At 34.0% G+C, this 12,934-nt stretch carries 6 protein-coding genes and 1 rRNA gene; 4 read left to right on the top strand and 3 right to left on the bottom strand.

Annotated features, from left to right (window positions below; translation table 11 throughout):
• Positions 1–109: ribosomal RNA gene (rrf, locus tag ACM55F_RS18270) — 5S ribosomal RNA — on the top strand.
• A gap of 181 nt (positions 110–290) precedes the next feature.
• Positions 291–1,907 (top strand): alkaline phosphatase PafA, encoded by a 1,617-nt coding sequence (pafA, locus tag ACM55F_RS18265; protein WP_416855255.1) that lies wholly within the window; start codon positions 291–293, stop codon positions 1,905–1,907.
• Positions 1,908–2,165: 258 nt separating this feature from the next.
• Here pafA and lysA read toward each other — a convergent pair whose 3' ends face one another.
• The 3 genes from lysA to gltB form a co-directional block, all read right to left on the bottom strand.
• Positions 2,166–3,386: a diaminopimelate decarboxylase gene (lysA, locus tag ACM55F_RS18260; RefSeq protein WP_416855254.1), complete on the bottom strand. Its 1,221-nt coding sequence runs from the start codon at positions 3,384–3,386 to the stop codon at positions 2,166–2,168.
• 192 nt (positions 3,387–3,578) lie between these two features.
• On the bottom strand, positions 3,579–5,033 hold the full coding sequence (locus tag ACM55F_RS18255; RefSeq protein WP_416855253.1) for a glutamate synthase subunit beta: 1,455 nt from the start codon (positions 5,031–5,033) through the stop codon (positions 3,579–3,581).
• Positions 5,034–5,035: 2 nt separating this feature from the next.
• The gene (gene gltB / locus ACM55F_RS18250; protein ID WP_416855252.1) at positions 5,036–9,550 is read right to left on the bottom strand and encodes a glutamate synthase large subunit; all 4,515 of its coding nucleotides are present in this window, start codon (positions 9,548–9,550) and stop codon (positions 5,036–5,038) included.
• A 398-nt stretch (positions 9,551–9,948) separates the two neighbouring features.
• Between gltB and sucC the strand changes: the two genes are divergently transcribed.
• Positions 9,949–11,142, top strand: coding sequence for an ADP-forming succinate--CoA ligase subunit beta (gene sucC, locus ACM55F_RS18245; RefSeq protein WP_416855251.1), 1,194 nt, complete (start codon positions 9,949–9,951; stop codon positions 11,140–11,142).
• Positions 11,143–11,361: 219 nt separating this feature from the next.
• Positions 11,362–12,927: a protein adenylyltransferase SelO gene (locus ACM55F_RS18240; RefSeq protein WP_416855250.1), complete on the top strand. Its 1,566-nt coding sequence runs from the start codon at positions 11,362–11,364 to the stop codon at positions 12,925–12,927.
• Positions 12,928–12,934 lie beyond the last annotated feature (7 nt).

The raw sequence follows: 12,934 nt of genomic DNA, 5'->3' as shown, positions 1-12,934 counted from the left end.
AAGGTGGTTATTGCGGCGGGGCTCACCTCTTCCCATCCCGAACAGAGTAGTTAAGCCCGCCTGCGCAGATGGTACTGCAGTTATGTGGGAGAGTATGTCGTCGCCTTTCTTTAAAGAATCCTCATCATGAATTTGATGAGGATTTTTTTTGATTAGATACCTTTTTGTAAGCGCAACAGTACTCCAAATTTTGATGGGTTAAGAATAGATTAATTTAGGATCCTTGCGTATTTGTTCATAGCTGAATCAAACTTTATGTTGTATTTTTGTTTTAAATATAAAAATATTATATGAAAAAAAATATTTTGTTTTTGGCATTAATTATGTCTTTAAACTCCCTATGTCAGCAACGCCCTAAATTAGTGGTAGGTATTGTAGTGGATCAAATGAAAATGGAATACCTATATCGTTTTTCAGATGATTTTTCATCTAATGGTTTTAAAAGAATCATGGATAATGGATACACATTTCATAATATGCATTACAATTATGCGCCTACTTATACTGCACCGGGACATGCTAGTATTTATACAGGAACGACACCTTCTACTCACGGTATTGTAGGGAATGATTGGTTCAATAAGGCTACAGGAAAAGATATGTATTGTACGGACGACGCTTCCGTTAAAACAATTGGTGATGGTACAGAAAAGGAGGGAGCAATGTCTCCTAAAAACTTATTAAGTACTACGATTACTGATGAATTGAGAATGGCGACTAATTTTAAAGGGAAAGTAATCGGGATGAGCATAAAGGATCGTGGTGCTATTTTACCAGCGGGTCATTTTGCGAATTGGGCATTTTGGTATAGTAAATCCGGAGCCTTTATTTCAAGTACTTTTTATGGTCCAACATTACCAAATTGGGTAACTGAATTTAATCAGGAAAAGCAGTATATGAATTATATCAACAAAGGTTGGGATTTATTGAAACCGGTTTCAACTTATAATGAAAGTCTGTCTGATGATAATCCATATGAAGGAAAATTAGATAAAACAAAATCACCTATTTTTCCATATGATTTAAGTAAAATTTATAAAGAAAAAGGAGCAGATGTTTTGCGTACAACCCCTTTTGGGAATGATATTTTGGCTGACTTAGCCATGAAAGCAATAGAAAAAGAAGAATTGGGAAAAGATGATATTACTGATTTCTTGACAGTTAGTTTTTCCTCGACAGATTATGTTGGTCACACTTTTGGCCCTCGTTCGATGGAGTTACAAGACACTTATTTGCGTTTGGATCAAACTTTGGGGGTATTTTTGACTTACTTGGACAAAACTGTTGGGAAGGATAATTATTTACTTTTTCTGACTGCTGATCACGCCGGAGCAGAAAACTCCAATTATATGAAAGATAATAAATACAATGTGGCGAATGTTCCTTCAGCTGATATTGTAAAAGCATTAAAGAGATATTCTGATGAAACCTTCGGAGTCAATTTAGTATTGGATTATTCTAATTTTAATCTTTTTTTCAATAAAGAAATAATAAAACAAAAAGGCTTAGACTTGACTAAAGTAAAACAGAGTTTTGTGTCTTTTTTAATGTCGCAAGACCAGGTGAAAAGAGTTTATACAGAAGAGGAGATTTTGGCTTCTTCAGGAGATGACTATTTCTTAAGTTTTATTTCAAAAGGTTACGATCCTAAACAAAATGGTGAAATTGTTGTGTTGGACAAAGCGGGTTATATGCAGTATCAAGATACAGGAACCACCCATGGGTCTCCCAATAGTTATGATACCCATGTGCCATTACTTTTTTATGGGACTAAAGTACCAAAGGGAGAATTACATGCTAAAAAGTACATTACACAAATTGCTCCTACGCTCTCGCAGATGTTGAAAATTCCATTTCCAAATGGAACGGAGTCAGAAGTGTTGGAAACTCTTTTAGATAAAAAATAAAAATTACATTACGATTTTATTTGAAACAGAAAATCCCGTCTTAACTGGTAAGACGGGATTTTTTTTGGAACTCTTTTTAAAGTTTTTTTTGAATATATAGCTTGTTTTCTGAGGGAAATGGTACGTAGTTGTCAATCTATTGGCTTTGGAATAGTGCGTGATTACCGAAGCTAGATTTGTGTTTATAGTCGATTTTTTCAGGACGGGACAAAATTGTAAAAAAAAACCGTCTCATAAAATTGAGACGGAGTTTGTAATCTAGGCTGTTGCCATTGCTATAGGTAATGGAATTTGATTTTTTAATAAATCTTCAAAGGTTTCATGCGCTCTTATTAAGTGCCCTTCGCCTTTCATCCACAATACTTCTGCTGGTTTGTATCTTGAATTATAATTAGATGCCATAGAGAAGCAATAGGCTCCCGCATTTCTAAAACATAAAATATCGCCTTCTTTTATTTCGGATATTCTTCTATTATTTGCAAAAGTATCAGTTTCACAAATGTATCCAACAACAGAATAAAAACGTTCTTTTCCTTTTGGGTGTGATATGTTTTCAATATGATGTTGTGAACCATAAAACATTGGTCGAATTAAGTGATTAAAACCACTATCTATTCCTGCAAAAACTGTTGATGTAGTTTGTTTTACAACATTAACTTTTGCTAAAAAGAAACCAGCTTCACTTACTAAAAATTTGCCAGGTTCAAATATTAATGTCAGTTCCTTACCGTATTCTGCACAGAAAGCATTGAATCTTTTTGAAAGTTTTTTTCCTAATTCTTCAATATCAGTTTCGATATCATCTTTTTTGTAAGGTACTTTAAATCCGCTTCCAAAGTCTAAAAATTCAAGATTTTTAAAGTTTTTTGCCGCATCAAACAAGATCTCCGCTGCATATAAAAATACTTCTATGTCAAGAATATCGGAGCCAGTATGCATGTGGATACCTACAATATTCATTTTTGTATTTTCAACAATACGAACTAAATGTGGTAATTGATGAACTGAAATACCAAATTTACTATCAATATGACCAACTGAAATATTTGCATTTCCACCTGCCATTACGTGAGGATTTATACGGATACAAACTGGTACAGATGGATATTTTGTACCAAACTGTTCTAGAATGGATAAATTATCTATGTTGATTTGTACTCCCATAGCAGAAACTTCTTCAATTTCTTCTAAAGAAACTCCATTAGGTGTATAGAATATTTTTTCAGGCTCATATCCTGCATGAAGCCCTAACAATACTTCTTGAATAGATACGGTGTCTAAACCAGATCCCATTTCTTTTAGTAATTGAAGGATGGCTACATTTGAAAGTGCCTTCATTGCATAATTAATGCGCAACTTATCTACTTTTGAAAAAGCTTTTGTTAATCTATTGTATTGAGATTGTATTTTTTCAGCGTCATAAACATATAACGGACTACCGAATTGTTCTGCTAATTGTAATAAGTCTTTTCCTTGCATTTTGATTCTATTTTTAGGCAAATTTATTATTCTTTATCAATACAAACAAATAAAAGTACAGGTTTTAACAAAATATAACAAAATGTTATTATTATAACATTTAATGTCGTTTATTTGTTTTTTATAACTTTTATGAAAATAAAAATCCCTTGATAATTAATTTATCAAGGGATTTTGTAAAATTATTTTTTATTATAAACTTGGTAAATCACCATTACCTTTAGTTGGTAAATTAGTAAAACCCATTAAATAATTATCTACTTCTCTAGCTGCTTCACGACCTTCAGATATTGCCCAAACAATTAGGGATTGTCCTCTTCTCATGTCACCGGCAGTAAATATATGAGGAACATTTGTTTGATAATTATTTGCTTTGTAGTTACTTCTAAAATCTACTTCCAATCCTAATTGATCACTTAATGTTTTCTCAGGGCCTGTAAATCCAAGTGCCAATAAAGCTAAATCACAAGGCCAAATTTTTTCGGATCCTTCTTTTTCTATCAATTCCGGTCTTTGCCCCGGTGTCATTTTCCAAGCTACTTCAACAGTTTTTAATCCTGTTAATTCTCCTTTTTCGTTAGAAATGAATTCTTTGGTATTGATTAACCAGTTTCTGTCACAACCTTCTTCATGAGAAGATGAAGTTTTTAATTGTAATGGCCAAAAAGGCCAAGGAGTAGTTTCACTTCTTCCAACTGGTGGTTTTGGTAAAATTTCAAAATTAGTAACCGATTTTGCACCGTGTCTGTTTGAAGTTCCAACACAATCCGATCCAGTATCTCCACCACCAATAACGATAACATCTTTACCAGTAGCTTTGATTTGATTCGGAATTGATTCTCCGTATAATACTTTAGTTTGTTGTGTTAAAAAATCCATTGCCTGAACAACTCCTTTGCTTTCAATTCCTTTTGTAGGTAAGCTTCTTCTTTCAGTTGCACCACCACATAATACTATTGAATCAAAAGAATTTAATTCTTCAATACTGAAATTTACACCAACGTTTACATTGGTTTTAAATACAATCCCTTCAGCTTCTAAAATTGCAACACGTCTGTCAATAATTCCTTTTTCTAATTTGAAATTTGGAATTCCGTAACGTAATAAACCACCAATTGCATTGTCTCTTTCAAAAACGGTAACGGTATGTCCTGCACGATTTAATTGTTGTGCAGCCGCTAAACCAGCAGGACCAGAGCCTATGACAGCTACTGTTTTGCCTGTTCTTGTCGCTGGAATTTGTGGTTTTATCCATCCTTCTGCGAAACCTCTTTCGATAATATTTTTTTCAATATTTTCAATAGCTACCGGTTCACTGATTATACCCAAAACACATGATTTTTCACATGGAGCAGGACATAATCTTCCTGTGAATTCAGGGAAATTGTTTGTTGATTGCAAAATCTCTAATGCACTTTCCCATTCCTCTTGATGTACCATGTCATTAAAATCAGGAATTAAATTTCCTAACGGACAAGCACTGTGGCAAAAAGGAATACCACAATCCATACATCTTGATCCTTGTTCTTTTATTTTATCTTTTGCTAACGGAATTGTAAACTCATTATAGTTTGATACACGTTCTACAACAGCTATATTATTTTCGTCAGTTCTACTATATTCTTTAAATCCACCTATCTTACCCATGACTATGCTATTAGTTCTTCTATTTGCTTTTCTTCTGCTAATCTTTTCAATGCTTTTTTGTAATCTGTTGGCATTACTTTAATAAAGTGTTTTTGTTGATTTTCCCAATCAGCCAAAATTCTTTTTGCCAATGGACTATTGGTATACATAGAATGATTTTTAATTAAACGTCTCAGTTTAGTTATATCCTCTTCTTCTAATGTTTCAAAAGCAACCATTTCCATATTACATACTGTAGCATCGAATTTTTTATTTGGATCAAAAACATAAGCAATACCACCACTCATACCAGCAGCGAAATTTCTACCCGTCTTTCCTAGAACTACAACAGTTCCTCCAGTCATATACTCGCATCCATGATCTCCAATTCCTTCAACAACTGCTGTTGCTCCAGAATTTCTAACACAGAAACGTTCTCCAGCCATACCATTGATGTAAGCTTCACCAGTAATTGCTCCGTAAAGTGCAACGTTACCAATGATGATGTTTTCTTCTGGTTTGAATGTTGCAGTAGGAGGGACTTTGATAATTAATTTACCACCTGAAAGTCCTTTTCCTAGATAATCATTACAGTTTCCATGAATTTTGAATGACAGACCATTTGTTGCAAAAGCACCAAAACTTTGTCCGGCAGAACCTTCAAAATCAACTAATATCGTGTCTTCTGGTAAACCTTGTGCACCATATATTTTTGAAATTTCATTACTTAATATTGCACCAACAGAACGATCTGTATTTTTAATATCAAAAGTAACTCTTGTTTTTTCTTTTCTATAAATAGAAGGAATAGCAGCTTTTATAATTTCAAAATCAAGTACATTATCTAAAGCATGATCTTGAGTAGTTGTATTGTGATTTGGAACTACTTTAGCTTTTTCTGGTTTATATAAAATAGTAGATAAATCTAATCCACTTGCTTTATAGTGTTTGATGGCTTTGTTAACGTTCAATTTTTGAGATTGTCCCACCATTTCTTTTAGTGTTCTAAATCCTAATTGCGCCATGATTTCTCTCAACTCTTCAGCAATAAAATACATGAAGTTAATAATATGCTCTGGAGTTCCTTTGAAATTTTTTCTCAATTCAGGGTCCTGAGTAGCAATACCAACTGGACAGGTATTCAAGTGACAAGCTCTCATCATAATACAGCCAGACGCTACCAACGGCGCTGTAGCAAAACCAAATTCTTCGGCTCCAAGTAAAGCAGCAATAGCTACATCACGTCCTGTTTTTAACTGTCCGTCACATTCTAAAACTACACGACTTCTTAAATCATTTAAGATTAAAGTCTGTTGTGCTTCGGCAAGTCCAAGTTCCCAAGGAATACCTGTATGTTGTAGTGAAGTTAATGGTGCAGCACCGGTTCCTCCATCGTATCCTGAAATCAAAATCACATCAGCTTTTGCTTTAGCAACACCAGCGGCAATTGTTCCAACACCAACTTCAGAAACTAACTTAACGTTAATACGTGCTTCACGATTGGCATTTTTTAAATCAAAAATCAATTGAGATAAATCTTCAATAGAGTAAATATCGTGATGTGGCGGAGGCGAAATTAGTCCAACATAAGGAGTTGAATTTCTTACAGCGGCAATCCAAGGCACTACTTTTTCTCCAGGTAATTGTCCACCTTCTCCAGGTTTTGCACCTTGAGCCATTTTTATTTGAATCTCTTTGGCACTTGTCAAATAGTTAATAGATACACCAAATCTTCCTGAAGCGACTTGTTTAATAGCACTATTTCTAGAATCACCATTTAAGTCTTTTTGGAAACGTTTCGAATCTTCTCCACCTTCTCCAGAATTACTTTTTCCTCCAATTCTATTCATGGCAATTGCCAAGTTTTCATGCGCTTCCTGACTGATTGATCCATAAGACATGGCTCCAGTTTTGAATTTTTTTACAATTTCGGTCCAAGGCTCTACTTCGTCAATAGAAATTGGATCCAAATTATTGAATTCAAATAAACCTCTAATAGTCATTAGGCTTTTACTTTGGTCATTAACCATATTAGAGTATTCCTTATAACTTTCCGGACTGTTTAATCGAACAGCCTGTTGTAATTTAGAAATCGTTGTTGGGTTGAACATGTGTTTTTCACCAGTTCTTCTCCATCTGTAGACACCTCCAATTTCAAGCGGCAATAAATTGGCCACTTTTGAATTTGGGAAAGCTTTTTGATATCTTTTTTTGATTTCTTTTTCTACTTCATTTAATCCAATTCCTTCAATTCTGGAAGGTGTGTAAGGGAAATATTTAGAAGTGAATGTTTTATTTAGTCCTAAAATTTCAAAAATTTGGGCCGCTCTATACGAATGTAAAGTAGAGATACCAATTTTATTCATGATTTTAAGGATTCCTTTTGCAATCGCTTTATTGTAATTTTTAATAGCATAATCAGCTTTTATACCAGTAATAAAACCTTGGTTAACTTGGTCATGAATGATTTCATTTACCATGTAAGGATTTATTGCGCTTGCACCATATCCGAATAATAATGCAAAATGATGTGGTTCGCGTGGTTCAGCAGATTCAATTATGATGCCAAATTTTGAACGAACTTGTAGAATATTTAGTGAATGATGTATGTATGAACAAGCTAATAACATTGGTATTGGAGCCATTTTTTCGCTTACACCTCTATCAGAAATGATTACGATATTACATCCTTCTGAAACAGCTTTAAAAGTAGCTTGTACTGCTCTTTCCAAAGCGCGTTCCAATCCATTTACTCCTTTTTCGATATCATATAAAGTAGAAATTGTCACCGATTTGAAATCAACATGATCAATATTTCTTATTTTATCTAAATCTTCATTAGAGATAACTGGATTTTGAATTTTTAATTTTTTACAATGTTTAGGATCAACATCAAAAATATTATAATCACCACCAATTGCTAAACTGATATCAGTAATAATTTCTTCACGAATACCATCCAATGGTGGATTAGTAACTTGAGCAAATAACTGTTTGAAATAGTTATATAAAAGTTGTGGTTGATCTGATAAAACCGCTAACGGAGTATCATTACCCATAGAACTTAAAGCTTCATTTCCTTGAGCTCCCATTGGGTTGATGATTGTTTTTAAATCTTCTATTGTGTAACCAAATAAACGTTGTCTTGTTTCAAAATCAATATTTTCGGTCGGTATTGGATTGTTAGTATAAGGAATTTGAGCTAATTGCAATAAATTCTCATCCAACCATTTTTTATAAGGACGTTTGGTAGCGATGGCATTTTTGATTTCATCATCTTCTATGATTCTACCTTCGTTCATGTCTACCAAGAACATTTTTCCTGGCTCTAAACGACCGTGTTGAATTACATCTTCTGGTTTGATATCAAGAACACCAATTTCTGAAGACATAATTACGAAACCGCTTTTTGTTAATGTATAACGAGAAGGTCTTAAACCATTTCTATCCAATAAGGCACCAATAACGTTACCATCGGTAAAAGGAATAGAAGCTGGACCATCCCAAGGTTCCATGATACAAGCATTATATTCGTAAAATGCTTTTTTCTCTTCCGACATGGTTTGGTGTTTTTCCCAAGCTTCAGGAACCACCATCATCATTGCTTCCGGTAAAGAACGTCCAGTCATCAATAACAGTTCTACAACCATATCCATAGAAGCTGAATCGGATTTTCCTTCTAATATGATAGGGAATAATTTTTTCAAATCATCACCAAATACATCACTTTGCATCAATTCTTCACGAGCACGCATTCTGCTAATGTTACCGCGAAGTGTATTGATTTCACCATTATGACACATGTATCTAAATGGCTGAGCCAATTCCCATGAAGGGAACGTATTTGTTGAAAACCTTTGGTGTACCAAAGCTAGTCTAGTCACTAAGTCATCGTCAGATAAATCAATATAGTAACGGCTAATATCTTCTGGCATCAACAAACCTTTATATATAATGGTAGTTGTTGAAAAACTAGAAAAATAGAACATATGACTTTCTGATGTTCTTGAATTTCTTATAGTATGTTCTGCAATTTTCCTTGCAGCAAACATTTTGGCGTTAAATTGTTGTTCTGTAAGATCCAATCCATTTTTACCAACAAATACTTGTTTTACGGTTGGTTCCTTTTCAGCTGCAATTTGTCCTAAATTAGAAATATCAACAGGAACGTCTCTCCATCCTAGTATTTCTAAATTTTGATTGCGTATAGAATCCTCAAAAGTTGTTTTACAAAAAGCTACTTGGTTTATGCTTTTTGGCATAAAAACCATTCCTACTGCATATTGTCTTGCTTCCGGGATTTCAAAATCACATACTTTCTTAAAAAATATATGAGGGATGTCAAATAAGATTCCTGCTCCATCTCCGGTTCTTCCATCTGCACTTACAGCTCCACGATGCTCTAGCTTTATTAAGATATCTAGTGCTTTATGGATAATATCATTAGACTTAATTCCATTCAAATTACAAATAAATCCTGCGCCACAATTATCATGTTCAAATTCGGGCAAATAAAGGCCTTGTTCTTTAACTTTCATGCTTAATATTTTTTTTACAAAATTAAAGATTTAGTAACATATAATGAGTGTAAAAGCCAAATTGAGTGTATTTTTACAGTAATAGTAGAAAAAGGTACGATAAATCACAATAATTGTATTTAAATACAATTCAATTGATTTTTCTATAAAAAGAAAACAGATTAAAAGGACTTCAGTCAATAATTTTGAAAGAATTATTTTACTGAAGATTTTTGTTGTAGAATTATAACAAAATGTTAGTTATTTTTTATATTTTTTACTTCGCCTAATGGTTAGCTTGAAATATGCAAATTTAGACGCTACATTTAATAAAAAAAAATAGCAGTTAAGTTTAATTTTGCTATTTTTGTGCCACTTTTATTCTGAAATAAATTCAGAATCCAGACAAATTCTATATTATGAACATACACGAATATCAAGGAAAAGAGATTTTAGCTAGCTATGGAGTTCGCATTCAACGCGGAATCGTTGCTAATAGCCCAGTAGAAGCGGTTGCTGCTGCAAAACAATTAACTACCGAAACTGGTACAAGTTGGTATGTAGTAAAAGCCCAAGTTCATGCAGGTGGACGTGGTAAAGGTGGTGGAGTTAAGCTTGCCAAAAATTTACAACAAGTAGAAGAAATTGCAGAACAAATCATCGGAATGCAATTAATAACGCCTCAAACTTCTGCCGAAGGTAAAAAAGTACATAAAGTTTTAATCGCTGAAGATGTTTATTATCCTGGCGAAAGTGAAACTTCTGAGTTTTATGTTTCTGTTTTATTGAATAGAGCTACAGGTCGTAACATGATTATGTATTCTACTGAAGGTGGAATGGATATTGAAGAAGTTGCGGAACACACACCACATTTAATTTTTACCGAAGAAGTTGATCCTTCTGTTGGATTACAAGGTTTTCAAGCAAGAAGAATTGCTTTTAACTTAGGTCTTTCAGGTAATGCTTTTAAAGAAATGGTAAAATTCATCGATTCTTTATACAATGCTTACATTGGATCTGATGCTTCAATGTTTGAAATCAACCCGGTTTTGAAAACATCTGATAATAAAATTATGGCTGTAGATGCTAAAGTAAATATCGATGATAATGCTTTATACAGACAAAAGAAATATGCTGATATGCGTGACGTTCGTGAGGAAAATCCAATCGAAGTTGAAGCTAAAGAAGTAGGTTTAAACTATGTAGACCTTGACGGTACAGTAGGATGTATGGTGAACGGAGCTGGTTTAGCGATGGCAACTATGGATTTAATCAAGTATGCTGGTTTTGAGCCTGCTAACTTCCTTGACGTAGGTGGAACTGCTGATGCAAAACGTGTTGAAACTGCTTTCCGTATTATCTTAAAAGATCAAAACGTAAAAGCAATTTTGATTAATATTTTTGGAGGAATCGTTCGTTGTGACCGTGTGGCACAAGGAGTTGTTGATGCTTACAAAAATATGGGGGATGCTATTAAAGTACCAATCATTGTTCGTTTACAAGGTACAAATGCAGCTATCGCAAAAGAATTAATTGATAATTCAGGAATGCCAATTTTATCTGCTGTTGAATTCCAAGAAGCAGCTGATCAAGTAAAAGCAGCGCTTTCTTAATTAAAAAAAAAGTTTATATATTAAAAATCCTGAGTGAAAGCTCAGGATTTTTTTATGAACTATACTTTACGGATGATACTACAAATGGAATTTTAATGTTATAAGCGAAACGATTTTAGTTATAAATTAATATTATCAAAAGAGTTCTATTTAATGTAGGGTATCGAATACCTTTACATTATAATACCTACTGATTTTTATTTAATTCTTTTTAAAGATATGAAACTTCATTTGCAAAATAGTTTTATAAGCGAGTTGCCAGCAGACCCAAGTGAAAGCAATACGCCGAGACAGGTACAGCAAGCTTGTTATTCGTTTGTACTACCTAAAAAGCCTTCCAATCCATATTTGATTCATGCTTCAAATGAAGTAGCAAATGCCATTGGTCTTTCTCTTGAAGATATACTTTCCGCTGATTTTTTAAACACTTTCTCAGGAAGCACGGTTTATCCGGAAACAAAACCCTTTGCATTGTGTTATGCCGGACATCAATTTGGGAATTGGGCTGGGCAATTAGGAGACGGTCGTGCCATCAATTTAACCGAAGTTGTTCATGACAACGAAACGTACACTTTGCAACTAAAGGGAGCAGGGCCTACACCATATTCCCGAACTGCGGATGGTTATGCGGTTTTGCGTTCTTCCATCCGAGAGTATTTGTGTGCCGAAGCGATGCATTATTTGGGTGTTCCTACAACACGTTCGCTTTCGCTAATGCTTTCTGGAGATCAAGTGCTACGTGATATAATGTACAATGGAAATCCTGCTTATGAAAAAGGAGCAATCGTTTGTAGAGTGGCTCCATCTTTTATCCGTTTTGGTAGTTTCGAATTGTTTGCTTCTCGTAAGGACCTTGTTAATCTCAAATTATTAGCTGATTTTACCATCAAATATCATTTCCCACATATTCAAGGAGAAGGTGTCGAAAAATATCTGGCCTTTTTTCAAGAAGTTACTCAAACTACGCTTAACATGATTGTACACTGGCAACGTGTTGGTTTTGTTCATGGTGTTATGAATACCGATAATATGTCTATTCATGGAATTACCATTGATTATGGACCTTACGGTTGGTTGGAAGACTACAATTCCAGTTGGACGCCTAATACAACGGACAGTCAGTATAAAAGATACCGTTTTGGCAATCAACCTGAAATTGCGCTGTGGAATTTGTATCAATTGGCTAACGCTTTGTATCCTTTGATTCAGGATGCTAAACCTCTTGAAACTATTTTGAATGCTTTTAGTGCTGATTACGAAAAGGAGTATTTGAATATGATGCAAAATAAACTTGGTTTCCAAATCAAAAAAGAAAATGATACCGTTTTAATTGAGAGCCTGATTCAACTACTTGAACGTGTAGAAACGGATATGACCATTTTCTTTAGAAATCTGAGTAATGTTACTAAAGATGATACAGTAATAACAGCTTTCAATACCATAAAAGATGCCTTTTATAACGAAAAGGATTTGAATGAAACTATCTTGAAAGATTGGCACGATTGGTTTGAGAAGTACACCATTCGAATCAATGAAGAAACACTTTCGGATTCCGAAAGAAAAGAGCAAATGAATAAAGTGAATCCAAAATATGTATTGCGGAATTACATAGCGCAATTGTGTATTGATGACGCGGATAAGGGAGATTATTCTTTGCTAAACGAATTATTTGAAATGCTTAAAAATCCTTATGATGAACAACTGAATTTTCAAAAATGGTTTGTGAAAAGACCCTATTGGGCCAGAGATAAAGTGGGATGTTCTATGTTAAGTTGTAGTTCTTGAAGCTTTT

The sequence above is a fragment of the Flavobacterium melibiosi genome, assembly GCF_048158545.1.
Taxonomy (GTDB): Bacteria; Bacteroidota; Bacteroidia; order Flavobacteriales; family Flavobacteriaceae; genus Flavobacterium; species Flavobacterium melibiosi.
Note: the sequence above shows the minus strand (reverse complement) of the source record. Positions and strands in the feature narration are given on the sequence as shown.

Coding starts and splice junctions, on each gene's coding strand:
- pafA (WP_416855255.1), top strand. CDS start 291: ATGAAAAAAAATATTTTGTTTTTGGCATTAATTATGTCTTTAAACTCC.
- lysA (WP_416855254.1), bottom strand. CDS start 3,386: ATGCAAGGAAAAGACTTATTACAATTAGCAGAACAATTCGGTAGTCCG.
- ACM55F_RS18255 (WP_416855253.1), bottom strand. CDS start 5,033: ATGGGTAAGATAGGTGGATTTAAAGAATATAGTAGAACTGACGAAAAT.
- gltB (WP_416855252.1), bottom strand. CDS start 9,550: ATGAAAGTTAAAGAACAAGGCCTTTATTTGCCCGAATTTGAACATGAT.
- sucC (WP_416855251.1), top strand. CDS start 9,949: ATGAACATACACGAATATCAAGGAAAAGAGATTTTAGCTAGCTATGGA.
- ACM55F_RS18240 (WP_416855250.1), top strand. CDS start 11,362: ATGAAACTTCATTTGCAAAATAGTTTTATAAGCGAGTTGCCAGCAGAC.